Origin of the sequence: Citrobacter sp. MNAZ 1397, assembly GCF_023613995.1 — a bacterium.
Classification (GTDB): Bacteria; Pseudomonadota; Gammaproteobacteria; order Enterobacterales; family Enterobacteriaceae; genus Phytobacter; species Phytobacter ursingii.
Genome location: NZ_JAKIVH010000001.1, coordinates 934,444 through 954,676, shown reverse-complemented (window position 1 = coordinate 954,676; position 20,233 = coordinate 934,444). Strand labels below are relative to the sequence as shown.

Sequence of the window (20,233 nt, the reverse complement as noted above, 5' to 3'; positions counted from 1 at the left end):
GTATATTCTTGTCTATACAATTAAGCCGAGAAAGATAAAGCAAGCTTTGTGCCAGTCCGGAAGTACGCCCGCATCGTTGCTTTCGCCCACGGTCCGTGGGCCTGAAGAATCAAAGTAGTGCGCCCGGCGCGCCATTTCAGTGCAGCCTGCCCCGGGTTAGTCCGTGACCGCAGCCCACAACAGCAAGCGACATCCAGGTTGCGATTGTGCCAGCGGCGAAATCGTCCATTGCGCCTGTGCTTGCCCGTCGCTTGTTGACCACCAGAAACCCTCGCCTGTGCCAAAATGGGTGCCGTCCGGCAGTTGCCAGTCGCCCTCAATGGCATACAACACGCCGCCTTTCTCCGCAGTGATTGTCCCGCGCTCACGCAGGGCGACCACCCGGGAGGCGCAGGTCGTGCGGCGCGTCATCAGGTTGAAATCCATCGTCGTACCGCCCAGGAGATGTGCGCTCAGAGAGAGATCGCCACTGAAAGGAAACGGTGCGCCGACGGTGCTCAGGCGGTGGTTAAGCTGCCCACCATCTGACAGATTCACGCCCTCTCCGCTCAGTAACGTTATCGAACGGTCAATCCCCGGGAAGGCGGAAAACGGGCCATCGGCAGCGATAGTGGCAATACTGGCGCGCCAGTCAAATTCCGCCCCCCCCTGCGGCCAACTGACGATCTCGCGGGTTTCTCCCCCACCATTGCGCCAGCGACTCACCGGCAATCTGCCGAGGGAAAACGGATGCCAGTTGTTCATGCGCTCTCCTGAGAAAGCTGTTGCAGCAGGTGCAGAAAATCTGACGCTGCAGCCTGTTGCTGCGGATGAACCCCATCGACAACGCGCGCAACGCCGCCAACATAAACATCGCGAATCTGACCAACATGCCCCGCAAATAGCCAGCGGTTAAGCAACGCGTTGTCGGTGGCCGCAGCCAGATAAGGGTCCTGATTGTCGAGCACCAGCCAGTCGGCGCGATAACCGACCGAGAGTTGCCCCACCGGCACGCCGCAAGCCTGCGCGCCACCGGATAACGCCTGCAGGTAAAGTACATCCCCTACCCGCGTTTGCTCCTGCGCAATCAGTCGATTACGCCGCTGGTCACGCAGACGCTGACCATATTCCAGCCAGCGTAACTCTTCCACTACGTTGAGCGAGACATGGCTGTCTGAGCCAATACCCCAGCGTCCTTCCTGTGCCAGATAGTCAACGCCCGGGAAAATACCGTCGCCAAGATTCGCTTCGGTGGTCGGGCACAGGCCGGCAACCGCACCGCTGTGCGCCATTTTCGTCACTTCGTAGGCATCCGCGTGGGTGGCATGGATCAGGCACCAGCGGGCATTGATATCCAGATGGTCATACAACCAACTGATGGGGCGCTGACCGCTCCAGTTCAGACAGTCGTTGACCTCTTTTTGTTGCTCGGCGATATGAATATGCACCGGGAGCGTCGGGTCGCTGGCTTTCAGCACCTGGTACATTTGTTCCGGGGTGACCGCACGCAGGGAATGGAAACACAGCCCCAGGTTTTGCAGCGCGTTGCCGTTAATTTGCCGTTGAATCACCGCCTGCTGCTGTAAATAACTGTCGACATCCTGAATAAAGCGTTGTTGCCCCGCCTGTGCAGGCTGTCCGCCAAACCCGGCATAGCTGTATAGCACCGGCAGGAGTGTCAGGCCAATCCCCGCGTCCCCGGCTGCGGCGCTCAGGTGAGCGGTCATCTCACCGCGATCGGCATAGGGCTTGCCGCTAATGTCATTGTGCAGATAGTGGAATTCAGCGACCTGGGTATAGCCGCCTTTGAGCATCTCAATATAGAGCTGGCGGGCAATCACACCGACCTGTTCCGGGGTCAGACGCTGCACCATGCGATACATAAGTTCCCGCCAGGTCCAGAAGCTGTCCTGCGGGTCGCCCGCCACCTCCGCAAGCCCGGCCATAACGCGCTGAAAGGCATGAGAATGCAGGTTTGGCATCCCTGGCACCACCGGGCCGGAAAGAGGGATACCCTCATGGGAAGAGGCTTCCGGCGTGATGGCGGTCAGCATGCCGAGTTCATCAACCTCCAGTCGGACATTGTGCGCCCAACCCGTAGCAAGCAAGACACGTGGAGCAAAATATGCAGGCATAACAACGTTCCTGAGAAGGGGAAAGCAAAGCCTGCACACCTTTGCGCAGGCTACTGCCAAACCTTTGACCAATTTGTCTATACATATACATATGCCTGAATTGGCTGTAAACTTGCAGCGTGTTTTTTTTACTATTTTTCGTTTTTCGGCCACCTGTGCTGATCCCCTGAGTGGTGGAGATAGCCGGGCGTTGTGAAAACGTTCCTGATACCTGTGGATCTTTTGAGAGGTAAGAAAATGTCGGAGCCTTCACCGAACGGTGTAGCACAACACGGCGTGACCCGGCAGGCACTGTCTGAGCTTGCCGCCGCCATGAGTGATACCCCTGCCCCGATTTATCAGCGCGTGAAGCAGGCAATCATCGGCCAGATTCGCTCTGGCGCCTGGAAGCCCCATCAACGTATTCCATCAGAAAGCGAACTGGTCAATGAAATTGGCGTAAGCCGCATGACCATTAACCGTGCGCTGCGTGAACTGACCAGCGAAGGTTTTCTTATTCGCATGCAGGGTGTCGGCACCTTCGTGGCAGAAGCAAAGGCCTACACGCCAATGCTGGAAGTGCATAATATTGCTGATGAAATCGCCCAGCGTGGTCATCGTCACGACAGTAAAATTCTGGTATGCGAAGCCCGCGAGGCCGATGCCGATCAAGCCATGCAATTAGGGATCGCGCCCGGCGACACCCTGTTCTATTCGCAGATCGTCCATTACGAAAACAATGTGCCGGTGCAAATCGAAGACCGTTACGTTAACCCGGCCGCCGCGCCGGATTATCTGCGCCAGGTTTTCAACAAACAGATGCCTTACACCTATCTGATGGAAATATCACCGCTGACGTCAGGTGAACATCGGGTCGAAGCGGTCAGCGCCAGCGACGAGCAGCGCGAATTACTGCAACTGGCAGAACATGAACCCTGCCTGCTTATCCACCGCCGTACCTGGAGCGGCAGCCGCATCGTTACCTCCGCCCGCCTGGTTTACCCGGGCTCGCGCTACCAGCTGTTTGGCCGTTTCACCAGCCACGGCTAATTTCCGCTTTACCGATAGCGGCTTTGTGGCCGCTATCGCGTTCCTGAATATGTAAGCCAGCCAGCAATAAGAAAAAACTCTTTCTGCTCGCCTTGCCGCGTTTTCGGTTATGCGTTAGGTTGACTTTAATTGTCTATACAAGATAAATCCAACCCGGAGTGTGTCATGTCGTTAACCGACCCTTTGCCGTTTTCCACGACACCACCAGCCCGTTGCGATAGCGTATGGCGTGGCGCCACGCTGGTAACGATGCAAGACGGACACTATAACCTGATAGAAAACGGCGCTATCGTCGTGGCTGACGGGAAAATCGTCTGGCTCGGCCCGGTTGCTGATTGCCCTCCTTTCCCCGACGCCGAACAGCATGAGTTTGCCGGCGGGATCATTACGCCCGGCTTTGTTGATTGCCATACTCATCTGGTCTTTGGCGGCAATCGCAGCGGCGAGTTTGAGCAGCGGCTTAATGGCGTAAGTTATGCGGAGATCGCGGCAAGCGGCGGTGGAATCATCTCCACGGTTAACGCCACCCGTGAGGCTACAGAAGAGGAGTTGATCGAATCGGCGCTATTCCGTCTGCGCCCGCTGTTAGCCGAAGGCGTCACCTGTGTTGAGATAAAATCGGGTTATGGGCTTTCTATCGACAGCGAACTGAAAATGCTTCGGGTGATCCGCACCTTAGCGACGCGGCTTGCGGTGGAGGTTAAATCCACCTGTCTTGCCGCGCATGCGCTCCCTCCCGAATATAAAAACCGGCCCGATGAGTATATCCGCCTGATTTGCGACACCCTGCTGCCGATTGTCGCCCGGGAAAACCTGGCCGATGCTGTCGACGCGTTTTGCGAGCATCTGGCGTTCTCCCCGGCCCAGGTTGAGCAGGTGTTCAACGCCGCAAAAGCCCTGGGCCTGCCGGTGAAATTGCATGCGGAGCAGCTCTCTTCACTGCACGGCAGTGCGCTTGCAGCCCGCCATGGCGCCCTGTCAGCCGATCACCTGGAATATGCCACCGAAGACGATGCCATCGCCATGGCGACCGGCGGGACCGTTGCCGTATTGTTGCCCGGCGCGTTCTATTTATTGCGCGAAAAACAGCAGCCGCCGGTGGCCTTCTTCCGCCAGCATAAGGTGCCAATGGCGCTGGCGAGCGATGCTAACCCCGGCACCTCCCCGGTGCTCTCGCTGCGCCTGATGCTGAACATGGGCTGCACGCTGTTTGGCCTGACACCGGAAGAAGCGCTGGCCGGAGTAACCTGCCACGGCGCTCGCGCGCTCGGTTTGCAGGACTCTCACGGCACGCTGGCACCGGGCAAGGCGGCTGATTTTATCCACTGGCCGCTCTCGCGACCGGCTGAGCTGGTCTACTGGCTGGGCGGAGAGTTGCCCTGCACGGTGGTCTATCGTGGAAACGTTCGAGGAAACCATCATCTATGAGTCTTTCACCCATCACCGCCCCCTATGAATTCACGGCGGGCACATCGCCGCTGCTGATCAGTATTCCCCACGCAGGAACACGCCTGACGCCTGAGGTCGCAGAAGGCCTCAGCGAGGCGGCACAGCCGCTGGGCGATACGGACTGGCACATTCCACGCCTGTATAATTTTGCCCGGGCGCTAGGGGCCAGTGTGCTGGTCGGGAATTATTCCCGTTTTGTTATCGACCTGAACCGGCCCTCTGACGACAAACCGCTCTACACCACGGCAACGACGGGCCTTTATCCGGACACCCTGTTTGATGGTCGTGACACGTTTAAGCCCGGCAAGATACCGACCGACGCCCGGCGTCAGGATTATCTGGCGCAAATCTGGCAGCCGTATCATCAGCGGATTCAGTCCGAACTTGCCCGGATTAAGCAGCAGTTTGGTTATGCGCTGCTCTTTGATGCGCACTCCATTGCGTCGGTTATCCCGCGGTTGTTTGACGGACAGTTACCCGATTTAAACCTCGGCACCAATAACGGCGCCAGTTGCTCGCCCGAATTAAGTGAAGTGCTGACGGGCATTTGCCAGCAACAGTCGCGGTTCAGCCATGTGCTTAACGGGCGTTTCAAAGGGGGTTATATCACCCGAGCGTATGGCCAACCCGATGCCGATATCCACGCCGTGCAGCTTGAACTGGCGCAGGTGAACTATATGGATGAAACGCCCCCTTATGCCTGGTCTGAAACCCGGGCCCCTGCCTTGCAGTCCTTATTGCAACAATTACTGGAAGGGATGCTGGCATGGGGGAGCGAACAGTATCGCAAGTAAGGCGTGAAAAGGCTGACGTGTGTAAGTTCAGCGTAACAATGGCATGTGGGCGATGTTTGCTTTAATAAATGCATTGCCCCCTTTCCAGGCCAGGACCGCAGCCCAATCCCATAGCCATTCTTCTTCATTTTCTGCTAACATCCCTGCCACATTTCCCACAGCAATCTGGCGGCGACTATGAAATTTGTCTCTTTTAATATCAACGGCCTGCGAGCCCGTCCCCATCAACTTGAAGCCATTGTCGAGCAGCATCAGCCCGACGTGATTGGCCTGCAGGAGACGAAAGTCCATGATGATATGTTCCCGCTCGAAGAGGTGGCGAAACTCGGCTACAACGTCTTTTATCATGGGCAAAAAGGGCACTATGGCGTGGCGCTACTGACCAAAGCGACGCCAGTCTCCGTACGTCGTGGTTTCCCGGACGACGGTGAGGAAGCACAGCGCCGCATCATCATGGCGGAAATTCCGTCTCCGCTGGGTAATATCACGGTCATCAATGGTTATTTCCCACAAGGGGAAAGCCGCGACCATCCCATCAAATTCCCGGCCAAAGAGAAGTTTTACCAGGATCTGCAAAACTTCCTCGATAATGAGCTGAAAAAAGAGAATCCGGTCCTGATCATGGGGGATATGAACATCAGCCCAACCGATCTTGATATCGGTATCGGTGAAGAGAACCGCAAACGCTGGCTGCGGACCGGCAAGTGCTCCTTTTTACCGGAAGAGCGTGAATGGATGGGTCGCCTGGTGAACTGGGGGCTGGTGGATACCTGGCGTGCGGCAAACCCGGACAATAACGAGCGCTTCTCGTGGTTTGACTACCGCTCCAAAGGGTTTGATGACAATCGGGGGCTGCGTATAGATCTGCTGCTGGCAAGCTCACCGCTGGCGGAACGCTGCATCGAAACCGGCATCGACTATGCGATCCGCAGTATGGATAAACCCTCCGACCATGCCCCGGTATGGGCTACGTTTAAGGTCGAATAAGCGTCACTTTCCCATTGTGGCGGTCGCCTGTTATGACCGCCCCCTTGGACCTGACACGCAATGGCTAAAAACATCACCCTTTGCCAATTCCGCCAGCACAATGGCGTGGTTATCGATACTCGCGACAGCGCATTGTATAACGGCTGGCCGGATGCGCTGTACGGGACATCCGGCCACCTCCCAGGCGCGCGTAACCTTGCCGCATGCTGGCTGGACGAGATGACGGACGCACAGTTTGCCTCCTGGTCTGCCCTGCGCCCGGTTAGCGCTGAAACCCGTATCGCGCTCTATGGTGCACCGCAAGACAATGACGCGATCGAGGCCTGGTTACACCAGAAGGGACTCCATGCGCCCTGGCGTATCAGCGACGCATTTTCCTCCTCTCTTGCACTTGAGCGTCTGCCCGGTTTTCACCATATTGTTCCGGCAAGCTGGCTTAACGCGTTAATGACCCATCGCCAGGTCAGCGAGAAGCCCGTCGGTACGTGGAAGGTGATAGAAGCGGGCTGGGGCGTGCACGACGAGTTCCGGCAAGGGCATATTCCCGGCGCGGATTATCTCGACACCCTGGAGCTGGAAAACGAGCCGCTGTGGAACGTCGTCGCTTCTGAGACTCTGCGTGGCGTGCTGTCCGCGCACGGCGTTTGCTGCGATACCACGGTCATTCTCTATAGCCGTAACCCGCTTGCCGCCGCGCGCGTGGCCCATATTCTGTTGTATGCCGGGGTGCAGGATGTGCGTGTACTGGACGGTGGCTGGCGAGCCTGGCTTCGCGCTGGTTTTCCGGTGGCCTCCGGCGAGGCGCTATCCATCACGCCCGCCCGCGATTTTGGTGCACCGATCCCGGCGCAACCGCAGTTGATGCTTTCCCTGCCGCAGACCCGGGCGTTGTTGAACCGTAAGGATGCCTCGGTGGTGAGTGTACGTTCCTGGGCTGAGTATTCCGGCGCGACCAGTGGTTACGCGTATATTGATGTCAGGGGCGACATCCCCGGTGCGCGCTGGGGACGTGGCGGACGCGGTAAAGATGGCATCGAGGATTTTCTCAACCCTGATGCGACCTTACGCTGCGCGAATGACATCACGGCCATGTGGGACGCATGGAATATTACCGCAGACCAGCAAATCGCCTTTTACTGCGGAACCGGCTGGCGCGCCTCGCTGGCATTTATCTGCGCGCGCGCCATGGGCTGGACAAACATCGGGGTATATGATGGCGGCTGGTATGAGTGGAGTCTGCAGCACAAGAATGGATAATCATGCTTAAAACGATAGAGGTTGTCGCCGCCATTATTGAGCGCGATGGTCAGATTTTGCTGGCGCAGCGCCCGGAACAGGGCGATCAGGCGGGGCTGTGGGAATTTGCTGGCGGTAAGGTAGAAGCCGGGGAGAGCCAGTCAGACGCACTAATACGCGAACTTCGCGAAGAGCTTGGCATTGAAGCCACGCCGACGGAATATATCGCCAGCCATCAGCGCGAAGTCTCCGGGCGCATTATCAATTTGCACGCATGGCATGTGCCGACCTTCACCGGCACTCTTACCCGTCATCACCACGCGGCGCTCATCTGGTGTGCGCCGCAGGAAGCCTTTAACTGGCCGCTTGCGCCTGCAGATATCCCTCTGCTGGAGGCCTTTATGGCTTCACGCGACGCCAGACCAGCGGGTTTGTAGACACCGTGCGTTCGTCGCGCTGGCACTGGAGCAGCACGCCTTCGGCTTTAATAACCGCCCCTTCGGTGTAATTCTGATTCTGATAAACGCAGCACTGATTACAGGGCTGCGAACTCTGCTGACCGCCAGAAGTAAATACTTCCGGAGGAACATTCACCTGTACATCCGGCGACAGATGTCGCTCCGCACTGGCCCCCGCTGAGACGAACATCAGCACACAACCCCAACCCCACAGTGAACGCTTCATAGCATTTTCTTCCTGAATAGAACCCTTTATCACTATAACGTATCTCTATTAACGAACCGCATTTTCTTTCATCATCGGTTTTTGTTATGACTTGACGCCTATTATTAATTTGATATCGCTGACCTATTTTTGCTTGCTTTACCGCATATTGCAGATGATATAGTCGAAAAACGCTGATTTTTTAGCTCACAACAACCATAAAATCACACCATCAACATAAGAGGCTCTTATATCTATGGAACAGACATGCTCTCTTGAATCGTTTCTTTCCCACGTTCAAAAGCGCGATCCGCATCAGCCCGAGTTCGCTCAGGCCGTACGTGAAGTAATGACCACACTGTGGCCTTTTCTCGAACAAAACCCGCGTTATCGTCAGTTATCACTGCTGGAAAGGCTGGTTGAGCCGGAACGTGTTATTCAATTCCGCGTCGTGTGGGTGGACGATAAAAACCAGGTGCAGGTTAACCGCGCGTGGCGTGTGCAATTTAACTCCGCCATTGGTCCGTTTAAGGGCGGCATGCGTTTCCATCCGTCAGTCAATTTGTCAATCCTCAAATTCCTTGGTTTCGAGCAGACCTTCAAAAATGCCCTCACCACCCTGCCGATGGGCGGTGGTAAAGGCGGCAGCGATTTTGATCCTAAAGGGAAAAGCGACGCGGAAGTGATGCGTTTCTGCCAGTCGCTCATGACCGAACTGTATCGCCATCTGGGTCCGGATACCGATGTCCCGGCAGGTGATATGGGCGTAGGCGCGCGTGAAGTGGGCTTTATGGCCGGGATGATGAAAAAACTCTCCAACAATAACGCCTGCGTGTTCACCGGCAAAGGGCTCTCCTTCGGCGGCAGTTTAATTCGCCCGGAAGCCACGGGCTACGGCCTGGTCTATTTCACCGAGGCGATGCTCAAGCGTCATGGTATGGGTCTGGAAGGCCTGCGCGTGGCCGTTTCTGGCTCCGGTAACGTGGCGCAATATGCTATCGAAAAAGCGATGGCCTTTGGCGCACGCGTGGTTACCGCTTCTGATTCCAACGGTACCGTGGTCGATGAAGCGGGCTTCACCCGCGAAAAACTGGCACGTCTGATTGAAATTAAAGAGCAGCAGCATGGACGCGTGGCGGATTACGCCCGTGAGTTTGGTCTGCAGTACCTTGAAGGCCAGCAGCCCTGGTCGGTGCCGGTCGATGTTGCTCTGCCGTGCGCCACCCAGAACGAACTGGATGTCGATGCCGCACGTACGCTTATCGCCAACGGCGTGAAAGCAGTCGCTGAGGGCGCCAATATGCCAACCACGATTGCGGCGACCGATCTGTTCCTGGACGCAGGCGTACTGTTTGCGCCGGGTAAAGCGGCGAATGCCGGAGGGGTGGCAACATCAGGGCTGGAAATGGCACAGAACGCGGCGCGTCTTGGCTGGAAAGCAGAAAAAGTGGATGCGCGGCTGCACCACATAATGCTGGATATTCACCACGCCTGTGTGGAGTACGGCGGCGATGGTAAGCAGACTCACTATGTTCGCGGCGCCAATATTGCGGGCTTCGTGAAAGTGGCGGATGCGATGATCGGTCAGGGGCTTATCTGAGTCATTCTGCCGGGCGGCACGGCGTCGCCCCGGCTTTCCTGTTCCATGCCCGGTAAGCGCAACGCCGCCGGGCAATCTCATCAGGCGTTCAGTTCACCACCAGCGATGAGACAATTTCCCTGTGACGTTTAAGAATGATCGCGATTTGCTCATCCGCGGTGAGTTCGTTGAACATTTTTTCTTTGCGATCGGATTGCGCGTTGCGCACAGTGGCGGGGATACGTACTTCGCTTCTTTCTATGGCTTTTTGCTCGCTCATTTTCCAGTCCTGCTACTCAATGGTCTGTGTTCGCGCGCATAATAATCCCGTTTCGCCGTGACAGGAAGACGACACCATCACGTCTTTTTACGAATTGTGCAAGTTAACGTCATCTTTGGGCAAAATCACGGTGTTTCCCCCGTGACCGCCCCCCTTCTTATGCATATGCTGATACGCGCCTCAGGCAGCGGGCTGCGGAGGTGTTGGGTCATCTTTGCGCGGTTTACGTGTTGCCCGCTTACCCGATGTTTTTTTCTTCTCACCCGCCGGGGCGGTAATTCCCCGAAACCGCTGTACCGGCGTGTTGCGAGCCTGATGAATCAGCTCATGCAACGTGCCAACCAGCGGCTGCATAAAGTCCTGATAACGACACTGCTTCTCGCTTATTTGCGTCAACACAGACTCCCAGTGCGCGGTCATATCCGGTCTGGCGGCCATCTCCGGCAGAGAGTGAATCAACGCACGTCCGGCGTCAGTCGAGAGGATATAGCGCCCTTTTTTATTCAGAAAACCGCGCTTAAACAGCAGTTCGATAATGCCTGCGCGGGTGGCCTCGGTACCCAGACCGTCCGTTGCTCGCAAGATTTTTTTTAGCTCTTTGTCCTGCACAAAGCGGGCAATACCCGTCATCGCGGAAAGCAGCGTCGCATCAGTAAAGTGGCGCGGTGGCTGGGTCTGACGCTCCACGACCTCACCTTTTTCACACAAAAGTTCGTCGCCTTTCGCCACGACCGGCAGCGGCGTGCCATCGTTCTCTTCGTCACGCTCTTTGGCCCCCAGCAGCGTGCGCCAGCCCGCTTCGGCAAGGAAACGCGCTTTGGCGATAAATTTGCCGTTGGCAATATCGAGGTCGATCTGGCATTTACGGAACAGCGCATCGGGACAAAACTGCATCAGATACTGACGCGCAATCAGAGTGTAAACATTGGCCTCACCTTCGCTCAGGTTTACCTTTGAACTGCGCGCGGTGGGAATAATGGCGTGGTGGGCATCCACCTTTTTGTCATCCCAGCAGCGATTACGCAAATCGGCGTTCACCACAGGCTGCGGCAGAAGATCCGGCGCATGAGCGCCAATCGCGTTCATCACCGCATGACGCCCGGCATAATGTTCTTCTGGTAAATAACGACAGTCCGAACGCGGGTAGGTAATCAGCTTGTGGGTTTCATACAGCTTCTGGCAGATATCGAGAACGTTCTGCGCGCTCAGGCCATAGCGTTTCGCGGCTTCAATTTGCAGCGCTGAAAGCGAAAAAGGTAACGGCGCCGGTTCTGATTCCCGTTTATCGTTATAGGCGGTAACGTTCGCTGGCTGCCCGGAAATACGCGCGACCACGTGCTCAGCCAGCGGGCGGTGCAGCAAACGCCCCTCTTCATCCTGATAAGGTTCACAGGCCTCGCTCGGCTGCCACAGGGCGGTGAACCGCTCCCCTGCCGGGGTGACAATATGCGCCTTCACTTCGAAAAAATCTTTTGCCACGAAGTTCTCGATCTCTTCGTCGCGGCGCACCACCAGCCCAAGAACTGGCGTCTGTACGCGACCAACGGAAAGCACCCCCTGATACCCGGCGTTACGCCCAAGCAATGTATACGCGCGCGTCATGTTGATGCCGTACAGCCAGTCGGCGCGGGCGCGGGCCAGTGCCGAAACGCACAAAGGAATAAATTCGCTGTTGGCGCGCAGGCGTGAAATCGCGCGCTCCACCGCCTGGGGGTTAAGATCGTTAATCAGGCAGCGCTGGACCTGCTGACGCTTTTGCGGCGACAGTTCAAGGTAATCGAGTACTTCATCAACCAGCAACTGCCCTTCTCTGTCCGGGTCACCGGCGTGGACGACTTCCGTCGCCTCAGAGAGCAGACGCTTGATCACATTAATCTGTTTGGTTACCGAGGGACGTGGCTGGAGCCGCCATTTTTCGGGCACGATAGGCAGATCCGCCAGGTTCCAGCGTGCATAGCGGCTGTCGTAGACATCCGGCTGCGCCTGCTCCAGCAGATGACCAATACACCAGGTCACCACCTGCCCATTGCCACATTCAATATAGCCGTCGCCTTTGCGATGCGGCTTGGGTAGCACATCCGCAATGGCGCGGCCCAGACTGGGTTTTTCGGCAATAAACAACCGCATTGGATTAACGGATCTCAATCATCGGACGCCCTGCGCGTGCGCTAACCAGCTCGCCCACCGCCGCAAGGGTAATGCCATATTCTGCCGCCGTGGCGTAAACGTCGCCTTCTGCCTCGGCGCTCACCGCCAGCAACAAACCGCCAGAGGTTTGTGGATCGCAGAGTAAATCACGCACCGCATCCGGCATCTCGCCCATCAAATGGCCGTAGCTGGCGAAATTACGCTGGGTGCCGCCCGGTACCGCACCAAGCGCAATGTACTCTTCAACACCCGGTAATTTCGGCACATCCTGATACCAGATTTGCGCCTGTACGCCTGCGCCCTGGCACATTTCACTGAGGTGGCCCAACAGACCAAAACCGGTAACATCGGTCATTGCCTTCACACCGCTGATGCCCGCAAACGCGGCGCCGGCCAGGTTCATCTGGCACATCACCTCCGTTGCCAGCCCAATGTGTTCGGGTTTCAACAGCGATTTTTTCTCGGCGGTTGTCAGCACGCCAATGCCGAGCGGTTTAGTAAGGAAGAGTCGGCAGCCCGCCTGCGCGGTACTGTTTTTCTTGATGCGCTCGGTCGGCACCACGCCCGTCACCGCCAGCCCGAAAATGGGCTCTGGCGCATCAATAGAGTGCCCGCCCGCCAGCGCAATACCCGCCAGTCGGCAGGCATGGCGGCCACCTTCGACAACTTCACGGGCAATTTCAGGCGCCAGTTTGTTGACAGGCCAGCCTAAAATCGCGATCGCCATGATCGGTTTGCCCCCCATGGCGAAAATGTCGCTAATGGCGTTAGTGGCGGCGATCCGACCAAAATCGAAAGGATTGTCGACAATGGGCATAAAAAAGTCGGTTGTGCTGATAACGCTGGTGCCATTGCCGAGATCGTATACCGCCGCGTCATCGCGGGTTTCGTTCCCCACAAGCAGGTTCGGGTCGATAAACTTCGCTTGCTCGCTATGCAGAATAGTATCGAGCACTTTGGGGGAAATTTTACAACCACAACCCGCTCCGTGGCTGTATTGCGTCAGACGAATACCGTGTTCGTTCATGGACAACTCCTGTCAGGACAATCCGGCTATGGTAACGCCCAAAACGTTGCATGATAAGCGTGACTGTCCGAATTGCGGCGATTCGCTCACAATCCAGACAGTTTTACCAACAAGTATCAGAAATAACGGACGAAGGGCGCGGTATCCGGCGTGCTAATGGTCGTGGAGACTTTAAGTTGCGGGGTGCCAAGGTATAAGAAACCGACCACTTTATCCTGCGCGCGGCAGTTCAGTGCGTCGCGCACAACCGGACTGTCGGTCAATGGACCGGTGCGCCAGATGCCGTTGAACCCCTGCGCCAGCGCCGCCATCTGCATCGCCATCACAGCACAGCCTGCCGAGAGCAGTTGTTCCCACTGCGGCACTTTCGGGTTCTCTTCACATTTCGCCACCACGGCGATAATCATCGGCGCACGGGACGGGGAAGTCCGTGCTTTTTCTACCGCTTTTTCGTCCAGCCCGGCGCTGAGGGCGCCCTGCTCAAGCGTCCTGCCAAAGCGAGCAAGGCCCTCGCCTTCAATAATGAAAAATTGCCACGGCTGTAGCGTGCCGTGGTCCGGCGCACGCATCCCCGCGCGGATAATATTGTCCAGTTGTTCGCCTGTCGGTGCCGGTTCAGCCAACCGGGAAGCGCTACGGCGGTTGACGAGCAGTTCAAGTGCATCCATTAGTTAAACTCCTGTATTGAAATTTGTTCCTAAAATTAACACGTGCGTAGATTTTGTTACAGCACCAGCAGCGATTCCTGCTGACAACAGGAGCCAGGCTAATTAGGATAACCACACTTGTCGCTCAGGGCAGCGGCAAACGTTACTAACCAGGGAGAATACATGCGAACCCTTTGGCGCTTTATTGCCGTTTTTTTTAAGTGGACATGGCGATTGCTGAACTTTATCCGCAATCTGGTGCTCAATTTGTTCTTTATTTTATTGGTGCTGGTCGGCGTCGGTCTGTGGATGCAGTTTAGCGACAGCAAAGCAGAACATGCCAGCCGGGGTGCGTTATTGATGGATATTACCGGTGTGGTAGTGGATAAACCGTCTGCCAGCAACCGACTCGGCGCACTGGGCCGCCAGTTCTTTGGCGCAAGCTCCGACCGCCTGCAGGAAAACTCGCTGTTCGATATCGTCGACACCATTCGTCAGGCGCAATCAGACCGGAATATCACCGGGATTGTGCTGGATTTGAAAAACTTCGCCGGAGCGGATCAGCCTTCTATGCAGTATATCGGTAAGGCGCTGCGTGAGTTCCGCGACAGCGGTAAGCCGGTTTATGCGGTGGGCGATAACTACAGCCAGGGCCAGTATTACCTTGCAAGCTTTGCCAATAAGATTTGGCTCTCGCCGCAAGGGGTGGTTGATCTGCATGGCTTCGCCACTAACGGGCTGTATTACAAATCCCTGCTCGACAAACTGAAAGTGAGCACCCATGTGTTCCGCGTCGGAACCTATAAATCCGCCGTCGAGCCGTTTATCCGCGACGACATGTCTCCGGCCGCGCGCGATGCCGACAGCCGTTGGGTAGGCGAACTCTGGCAAAATTATCTCAATACCATCGCCGCCAACCGCCAGGTTACCGCACAGCAGATCTTCCCAGGCGCCCAAGGCGTGCTGGACGGGCTGCGTAAAGTTGATGGCGATACGGCTAAATACGCGCTGGATAACAAACTGGTGGACGAACTGGGTTCAAGCGCCGATGCGGAAAAAGCGCTGACCAAACAGTTCGGCTGGGATGATAAAGACAAAAATTTCCGCGCCATCAGCTATTACGATTATCAGTTGAAAAAACCGAGCGATATGGGCGACGCCGTCGCTGTCGTCTTTGCAAATGGCGCGATCATGGACGGTAATGAAACCCCGGGGAACGTGGGGGGTGATACTACCGCGTCGCAGATCCGCGATGCACGACTGGATCCGAAAGTGAAAGCCATTGTCCTGCGTGTTAATAGCCCTGGTGGCAGCGTAAGCGCCTCGGAAGTGATTCGCTCTGAATTGGCCGCAGCGCGCGCGGCAGGCAAACCGGTCGTGGTCTCCATGGGCGGTATGGCGGCATCCGGCGGTTACTGGATCTCAACGCCTGCGAACTACATCGTGGCCAATGCCAGCACGCTGACCGGGTCGATTGGCATTTTCGGCGTTATCAATACGCTGGAGAACAGCCTTGACAGCATTGGCGTGCATACCGACGGCGTGGCAACGTCACCGCTGGCGGATGTCAGCATGACCAAAGCGCTGCCGCCAGAAGTTCAGCAGATGATGCAGATAAGCATTGAGAACGGCTACAAACGCTTTATTACTCTGGTTGCTCAGTCGCGTAACAGTACGCCGGAACAGATTGATAAAATCGCCCAGGGTCACGTCTGGACCGGGCAGGATGCGAAAGCCAACGGGCTGGTCGACGGGTTGGGTGATTTCGACGATGCGCTGAGCAAAGCGGCAGAGCTGGCGAAACTCAAACAGTGGCATGTGGACTGGTATCAGGATGAGCCCTCATTCTTTGATCGCGTGATGGACAGCATGTCAGGTTCCGTACGCGCTATGTTGCCACAGGCATTGCAGGCGTATCTGCCTGCGCCACTGGCCAATGCGGCGGTTCAGGTCAAAGCTGAAACAGACAAACTGGCGGCGTTTAATGATCCGCAAAACCGTTACGCGTTTTGCCTGACCTGCGCCAACATTCGCTAATAAACTGAACATTTTGTAAGCAGGCGGAGATCGGCATCACGCTGACTCCGCCTTTTCTTCGCGCTTTCGCTGCATCATTCATTCACTGCGTATATACTCCCCCCCACTCTGCGACAACACATTTTCTATCATGCAAAAGAAATCGATTTATGTTGCCTACACTGGCGGTACCATCGGTATGCAACGCTCCGAACACGGCTATGTTCCCGTCTCCGGTCATCTGCAACGCCAACTGGCGTTAATGCCTGAATTCCATCGCCCCGAAATGCCTGACTTCACCATCCACGAATATGATCCGTTGATGGACTCCTCCGATATGACGCCGGAGGACTGGCAGCATATCGCTGACGATATCAAAGCCCATTACAACGATTATGATGGCTTTGTCATCCTGCACGGCACCGACACCATGGCATACACTGCCTCGGCGCTGTCGTTTATGCTGGAAAACCTGAGTAAGCCGGTTATCGTCACCGGCTCGCAAATTCCGCTGGCGGAACTGCGTTCCGACGGGCAGATTAATTTGCTCAACTCGCTGTACGTGGCGGCCAACTTCCCGATTAACGAAGTGACGTTGTTTTTTAACAACCGCCTCTATCGCGGTAACCGCACGACGAAAGCGCATGCTGACGGTTTCGACGCCTTTGCCTCGCCGAATCTGTCGCCGCTGCTGGAAGCGGGAATTCATATTCGTCGCCTCAATACGCCACCTGCGCCGCACGGTAGCGGCGAACTGATTGTCCATCCGATCACCCCGCAGCCGATTGGCGTGGTGACGATTTATCCTGGCATCTCGGCAGACGTGGTAAGAAACTTCCTGCGTCAACCCGTTAAAGCGCTGATCCTGCGCTCTTATGGTGTGGGCAACGCGCCGCAAAACGGCGAGTTCCTCAAAGAGTTACAGGAAGCCAGTGCGCGTGGCATTGTGGTGGTTAACCTGACGCAGTGTATGTCGGGTAAGGTTAATATGGGCGGTTACGCCACCGGCAACGCACTGGCGCACGCAGGCGTGATTGGCGGTGCGGATATGACTGTTGAGGCCACACTGACTAAACTGCATTATCTGTTGAGCCAGGATCTGGACGCGGCCACGATTCGTAGCGCCATGACGCAGAATCTGCGCGGTGAACTCACCGCTGACGAATAAGGAAACCCCGATGAAACAACGCGCGTTGCTCCTGGTCGACCTGCAAAATGATTTCTGTGCAGGCGGCGCGCTGGCCGTGGCAGAAGGCGACAGCACGGTCGATGTGGCGAACACGCTGATTGACTGGTGCCAGGCACGCGGCGAACCTGTACTGGCGACGCAGGACTGGCACCCGGCTAATCATGGCAGTTTCGCCAGTCAGCATCAGGTTGCGCCCTTTTCACAAGGTGTGCTTGATGGCCTGGCGCAAACCTTCTGGCCGGATCATTGCGTGCAGCACAGCGAAGGCGCGGCGTTACATCCCCTGTTGAAAGCCTCAGCAATGGATGCGGTGTTTCACAAGGGGCAAAATCCGGCTATCGATAGCTACAGCGCGTTTTTTGATAACGGACATCGGCAGAAAACCGGGCTCGACGACTGGTTGCGTCAGCATGGCATTGCTGAGCTAACCATCATGGGGCTCGCCACCGATTATTGCGTGAAATTTACCGTACTGGATGCGCTGAAACTGGGTTATCGTGTCAACGTCATTACCGACGGCTGCCGTGGGGTGAACATCAATGCGCAGGATAGCGCGCATGCCTTTATGGAGATGTCAGCCGAAGGTGCAACGCTTTATACGCTGGCTGACTGGCAGGAAACGCAAGCCTGATAGTGTCGTCCGGCCCACAAACCGGACGACATTTTCACGACAGCTCCGAAATCTTTTCCAGCGATATCATCCGCGTTTCAATCCCAAACAGAAACAGGATCAGCGAGCAGCACACCAGCATCACCCCCAGCGCCGAAAAGACCGCGTATGTGCCGTAGTGGGTCAATAATGCCGCCACGCCGTACGGGGTGAAGACGGCGACGATACGCCCCACCGCATTCACAAAGCCGGAGCCTCGCAGGCGCAAATGGGTCGGCCATAATTCAGGGACGTATACCGCCGAGGCGAAGCAGACATACATGTAGAGGAAGAAAATGAGCACCAGACCGAGGGATAAAATGGCCCACTCCTCTTTTTGCAGCGAATAGTAATAGCCCAGCACCGCCACAATCAGCAGCAGAATGGAACCAAACCAGCGGCGCGGGAATTTATCGATAATCATCGCGGCAATGAAAATCCCCAGGGGGGCACCAATCATAATAATGGCGGTCATAAAGATCGATTTGGTGACATCAATCCCCGAGTTAACGAATATTGTGGGGATCCACACGGTAATGGTATAGAGCGAAAAATTCATTGCCACCAGTACCGTGATCGCCACCAGCGTTCTGCGCAGCATATCGCCGCGAAAGAGCTGCCAGAAACTGCCTTTTTCCGTCCCGGCAGATCGATGCGCGACGGGTTTTATCTCCGCCAGGGCTATGTTTTTCTCCCGGCTAACCTGCTGCTCAATCTCGCATACCACCTGCTGTGCAACATCGCCTTTGCCCTTCCCCGCCAGCCAGCGCGGTGATTCAATAAAATAACGCCCCGACAGCCACCAGGCGACCAGCATCGATACCCCGCCCAGCAAAAACATGACCCGCCAGCTCAAATAACCGATCACCACCACGCCGATAGCGGCCGAGAGCATCGGGGACCAGTTGCCGACAAACGACAGGCGCGCGGACCATTTGCCACGGATAGCTGCGGGAATAAATTCGGTGAAAGAGGCGTACCCCACCATAATCAGCGCCCCCATTCCGGTCCCCATCAGACAGCGCAGGAAAATAAGCCAGTACATGTCCGGAGAAAAGGTGGCAGCGGTGGCGGTAAATCCGACGATCAGCAAATTGATGCGAAACGCCTTGCGCCGCCCCAGATAATCGCCAACAAATCCCCCCATCAGCGAGCCAATGAAATAGCCGAGCATCAGGGCGGAGGTGAACGCCGCATTGAGGTAATTATTTGACCAGCCATTACTGACCAGTTTTGCCAGCACGACATTTCCCGAATAGCTGAGAAAACCGGTAATTAATAAACTCAGCCCGATAATGCCAAATATCCGGTAATGAAAAGATGAGAGTGGCAAACGATCCATGCGGATGCCAATATGGTCATATTGTTCCATTATCTATGCCTCAAAATATGCCTGGTGAAAGTCACAACCAGAATAACGAATATGCATTCGCTCAGTCCGTTTAACGATTTTTTACACCAGGAATCATTAACCATATTTGAGGGATAATGACCAACAGGCTGCCACGCACATTCGCGCGATATTCAGCCCACCCCCAAACTTAATAAATCAGTTGAATATTGTTTTTCTGACAAAATGAAATCCACTGATCGCCTGGTTTTTTATCCGTAATAATATAATTAATGTGGCTAAAATCGACGAGCTGAACAAAGGCCTTACGGTCAAATTTTGAATGATCCACCAGCAAAGCAACTTCTGTCGCCTGGCTGATCATCATTTTTTTTATTTCTGCTTCTGCTTCGTTGGAATCAAGCGCACCGCTGTCGATGTCCAGACCTTTACAGCTCATCACCATAATATCGACATGGTATTTACCAATAATTTCTTTAGTAATGCGCCCCTGAAAAGAAAGCGTATTCTTATTAAACTCGCCCCCGGTTGATACGATATTAATGTCCGACTGTGCCAGTTCGCGAAAGGCTTCGGTTGAGTTAGTCAACAGCGTCAGGTCTTTGCGGTCTTTTAATAATTTCAACAGCTCCATTGCGGTAGTACTGGAATCTGCAGACATCGTGGTCTTGTTATTAATAAACGGCAGCGCATTTAGCGCAATAACCTGCTTCTCTTCAAAAAAAGATTTCGCGCGTTTATAAAAATGAACGTTATCCGTGATGCTGGCACTGTTGAGCACCGCACCACCATAAGTGCGGGTAATGATCCCTTCGGCTTCCAGCTTTTCTAAATCGCGACGGATAGTCTCTTCGGTAACCTGAAAGAGCTGGCTCAGTTGAGTCACCTGCACTTTCTTTTCGTTGGTTACCATCTGTTTAATGGTTTGCAATCGGTCCTTTGCAGCCACGGTATGCCTCTGCTTCGTTTAATAACATGATATCCAGGCAGTATGTCACACGCCATGTTTACTTTCAAAAGAATATGTTTGAATCACAGATTTATTCATGTATTTCCGAGAAACAAAGACACACCG

At 55.5% G+C, this 20,233-nt stretch carries 19 protein-coding genes; 10 read left to right on the top strand and 9 right to left on the bottom strand.

All coding sequences use genetic code 11. The annotated features are described in order from the left end of the window. Nucleotides 1–156: 156 nt before the first annotated feature. Both L2097_RS04355 and L2097_RS04350 read right to left on the bottom strand, forming a co-directional pair. Entirely contained in the window at nucleotides 157–744 is a 588-nt protein-coding gene (locus L2097_RS04355; protein ID WP_250352197.1) for a HutD/Ves family protein, read from the bottom strand. After that, nucleotides 741–2,114 (bottom strand): formimidoylglutamate deiminase, encoded by a 1,374-nt coding sequence (locus tag L2097_RS04350; RefSeq protein ID WP_250352196.1) that lies wholly within the window; start codon nucleotides 2,112–2,114, stop codon nucleotides 741–743. Before L2097_RS04350 ends, L2097_RS04355 begins: the two co-directional genes overlap by 4 nt. Before the next feature lie 237 nt (nucleotides 2,115–2,351). On the opposite strand from L2097_RS04350, the gene hutC reads away from it, so the two are divergent. The 6 genes from hutC to L2097_RS04320 all read left to right on the top strand — a co-directional run bounded on the left by hutC (nucleotide 2,352) and on the right by L2097_RS04320 (nucleotide 8,046). Next, on the top strand, nucleotides 2,352–3,143 hold the full coding sequence (hutC, locus tag L2097_RS04345) for a histidine utilization transcriptional repressor HutC (protein WP_142518138.1): 792 nt from the start codon (nucleotides 2,352–2,354) through the stop codon (nucleotides 3,141–3,143). Between the two features lie 165 nt (nucleotides 3,144–3,308). Beyond that, the gene (hutI, locus tag L2097_RS04340; protein WP_250352195.1) at nucleotides 3,309–4,571 is read left to right on the top strand and encodes an imidazolonepropionase; all 1,263 of its coding nucleotides are present in this window, start codon (nucleotides 3,309–3,311) and stop codon (nucleotides 4,569–4,571) included. Beyond that, nucleotides 4,568–5,386 (top strand): N-formylglutamate deformylase, encoded by an 819-nt coding sequence (hutG, locus tag L2097_RS04335; RefSeq protein ID WP_250352194.1) that lies wholly within the window; start codon nucleotides 4,568–4,570, stop codon nucleotides 5,384–5,386. The genes hutI and hutG overlap by 4 nt, the downstream gene beginning before the upstream one ends. A gap of 177 nt (nucleotides 5,387–5,563) precedes the next feature. After that, complete coding sequence (xthA, locus tag L2097_RS04330) at nucleotides 5,564–6,373, top strand: exodeoxyribonuclease III (RefSeq protein ID WP_250352193.1); 810 nt, start codon at nucleotides 5,564–5,566, stop codon at nucleotides 6,371–6,373. Between the two features lie 60 nt (nucleotides 6,374–6,433). After that, entirely contained in the window at nucleotides 6,434–7,630 is a 1,197-nt protein-coding gene (locus L2097_RS04325; protein ID WP_085006356.1) for a sulfurtransferase, read from the top strand. A gap of 2 nt (nucleotides 7,631–7,632) precedes the next feature. Next, nucleotides 7,633–8,046, top strand: coding sequence for a pyrimidine (deoxy)nucleoside triphosphate diphosphatase (locus L2097_RS04320; RefSeq protein WP_250352192.1), 414 nt, complete (start codon nucleotides 7,633–7,635; stop codon nucleotides 8,044–8,046). Here L2097_RS04320 and L2097_RS04315 read toward each other — a convergent pair. After that, nucleotides 8,009–8,293 carry a YnjH family protein gene (locus tag L2097_RS04315; protein WP_047369940.1) on the bottom strand — a complete coding sequence of 95 codons (285 nt, stop codon included), beginning with the start codon at nucleotides 8,291–8,293 and terminating at the stop codon, nucleotides 8,009–8,011. The genes L2097_RS04320 and L2097_RS04315 overlap by 38 nt on opposite strands. A 235-nt stretch (nucleotides 8,294–8,528) precedes the next feature. Between L2097_RS04315 and gdhA the strand changes: the two genes are divergently transcribed. Further along, nucleotides 8,529–9,872, top strand: a complete 1,344-nt coding sequence (gene gdhA, locus L2097_RS04310; RefSeq protein WP_047369939.1) for an NADP-specific glutamate dehydrogenase — start codon at nucleotides 8,529–8,531, stop codon at nucleotides 9,870–9,872. An 88-nt stretch (nucleotides 9,873–9,960) separates the two neighbouring features. On the opposite strand, the gene L2097_RS04305 is transcribed toward gdhA, so the two are convergent. From L2097_RS04305 to L2097_RS04290, 4 genes are all read right to left on the bottom strand, one after another. Further along, nucleotides 9,961–10,131 carry a hypothetical protein gene (locus L2097_RS04305; protein ID WP_167337872.1) on the bottom strand — a complete coding sequence of 57 codons (171 nt, stop codon included), beginning with the start codon at nucleotides 10,129–10,131 and terminating at the stop codon, nucleotides 9,961–9,963. A gap of 180 nt (nucleotides 10,132–10,311) precedes the next feature. Beyond that, nucleotides 10,312–12,258 carry a DNA topoisomerase III gene (locus L2097_RS04300; protein ID WP_047369938.1) on the bottom strand — a complete coding sequence of 649 codons (1,947 nt, stop codon included), beginning with the start codon at nucleotides 12,256–12,258 and terminating at the stop codon, nucleotides 10,312–10,314. Between the two features lie 4 nt (nucleotides 12,259–12,262). Continuing rightward, nucleotides 12,263–13,306 carry a selenide, water dikinase SelD gene (gene selD, locus L2097_RS04295; RefSeq protein WP_085006359.1) on the bottom strand — a complete coding sequence of 348 codons (1,044 nt, stop codon included), beginning with the start codon at nucleotides 13,304–13,306 and terminating at the stop codon, nucleotides 12,263–12,265. Nucleotides 13,307–13,422: 116 nt separating this feature from the next. Then, on the bottom strand, nucleotides 13,423–13,974 hold the full coding sequence (locus L2097_RS04290) for an NAD(P)H nitroreductase (protein ID WP_085006360.1): 552 nt from the start codon (nucleotides 13,972–13,974) through the stop codon (nucleotides 13,423–13,425). A 162-nt stretch (nucleotides 13,975–14,136) separates the two neighbouring features. Here L2097_RS04290 and sppA point away from each other — a divergent pair, with 162 nt between their 5' ends. From sppA to pncA, 3 genes are all read left to right on the top strand, one after another. Next, nucleotides 14,137–15,990, top strand: coding sequence for a signal peptide peptidase SppA (gene sppA, locus L2097_RS04285; RefSeq protein ID WP_047369935.1), 1,854 nt, complete (start codon nucleotides 14,137–14,139; stop codon nucleotides 15,988–15,990). Between the two features lie 130 nt (nucleotides 15,991–16,120). After that, on the top strand, nucleotides 16,121–17,137 hold the full coding sequence (gene ansA / locus L2097_RS04280) for an asparaginase (protein ID WP_250352191.1): 1,017 nt from the start codon (nucleotides 16,121–16,123) through the stop codon (nucleotides 17,135–17,137). A gap of 10 nt (nucleotides 17,138–17,147) precedes the next feature. Continuing rightward, nucleotides 17,148–17,789: a bifunctional nicotinamidase/pyrazinamidase gene (gene pncA, locus L2097_RS04275; RefSeq protein WP_047369933.1), complete on the top strand. Its 642-nt coding sequence runs from the start codon at nucleotides 17,148–17,150 to the stop codon at nucleotides 17,787–17,789. Between the two features lie 34 nt (nucleotides 17,790–17,823). Here pncA and L2097_RS04270 read toward each other — a convergent pair whose 3' ends face one another. Further along, the gene (locus L2097_RS04270; protein WP_047369932.1) at nucleotides 17,824–19,179 is read right to left on the bottom strand and encodes an MFS transporter; all 1,356 of its coding nucleotides are present in this window, start codon (nucleotides 19,177–19,179) and stop codon (nucleotides 17,824–17,826) included. Between the two features lie 169 nt (nucleotides 19,180–19,348). Beyond that, nucleotides 19,349–20,107 carry a DeoR/GlpR family DNA-binding transcription regulator gene (locus tag L2097_RS04265; protein WP_047369931.1) on the bottom strand — a complete coding sequence of 253 codons (759 nt, stop codon included), beginning with the start codon at nucleotides 20,105–20,107 and terminating at the stop codon, nucleotides 19,349–19,351. Nucleotides 20,108–20,233 lie beyond the last annotated feature (126 nt).

Bases quoted from the DNA above. Each gene is read 5' to 3' on its own strand.
- L2097_RS04300 (WP_047369938.1), bottom strand. From the start codon at position 12,258: ATGCGGTTGTTTATTGCCGAAAAACCCAGTCTGGGCCGCGCCATTGCG.
- L2097_RS04355 (WP_250352197.1), bottom strand. From the start codon at position 744: ATGAACAACTGGCATCCGTTTTCCCTCGGCAGATTGCCGGTGAGTCGC.
- L2097_RS04320 (WP_250352192.1), top strand. From the start codon at position 7,633: ATGCTTAAAACGATAGAGGTTGTCGCCGCCATTATTGAGCGCGATGGT.
- selD (WP_085006359.1), bottom strand. From the start codon at position 13,306: ATGAACGAACACGGTATTCGTCTGACGCAATACAGCCACGGAGCGGGT.
- hutI (WP_250352195.1), top strand. From the start codon at position 3,309: ATGTCGTTAACCGACCCTTTGCCGTTTTCCACGACACCACCAGCCCGT.
- L2097_RS04315 (WP_047369940.1), bottom strand. From the start codon at position 8,293: ATGAAGCGTTCACTGTGGGGTTGGGGTTGTGTGCTGATGTTCGTCTCA.
- sppA (WP_047369935.1), top strand. From the start codon at position 14,137: ATGCGAACCCTTTGGCGCTTTATTGCCGTTTTTTTTAAGTGGACATGG.
- L2097_RS04270 (WP_047369932.1), bottom strand. From the start codon at position 19,179: ATGGAACAATATGACCATATTGGCATCCGCATGGATCGTTTGCCACTC.
- L2097_RS04350 (WP_250352196.1), bottom strand. From the start codon at position 2,114: ATGCCTGCATATTTTGCTCCACGTGTCTTGCTTGCTACGGGTTGGGCG.
- L2097_RS04325 (WP_085006356.1), top strand. From the start codon at position 6,434: ATGGCTAAAAACATCACCCTTTGCCAATTCCGCCAGCACAATGGCGTG.
- xthA (WP_250352193.1), top strand. From the start codon at position 5,564: ATGAAATTTGTCTCTTTTAATATCAACGGCCTGCGAGCCCGTCCCCAT.
- pncA (WP_047369933.1), top strand. From the start codon at position 17,148: ATGAAACAACGCGCGTTGCTCCTGGTCGACCTGCAAAATGATTTCTGT.
- L2097_RS04305 (WP_167337872.1), bottom strand. From the start codon at position 10,131: ATGAGCGAGCAAAAAGCCATAGAAAGAAGCGAAGTACGTATCCCCGCC.
- L2097_RS04290 (WP_085006360.1), bottom strand. From the start codon at position 13,974: ATGGATGCACTTGAACTGCTCGTCAACCGCCGTAGCGCTTCCCGGTTG.
- hutC (WP_142518138.1), top strand. From the start codon at position 2,352: ATGTCGGAGCCTTCACCGAACGGTGTAGCACAACACGGCGTGACCCGG.
- hutG (WP_250352194.1), top strand. From the start codon at position 4,568: ATGAGTCTTTCACCCATCACCGCCCCCTATGAATTCACGGCGGGCACA.
- gdhA (WP_047369939.1), top strand. From the start codon at position 8,529: ATGGAACAGACATGCTCTCTTGAATCGTTTCTTTCCCACGTTCAAAAG.
- ansA (WP_250352191.1), top strand. From the start codon at position 16,121: ATGCAAAAGAAATCGATTTATGTTGCCTACACTGGCGGTACCATCGGT.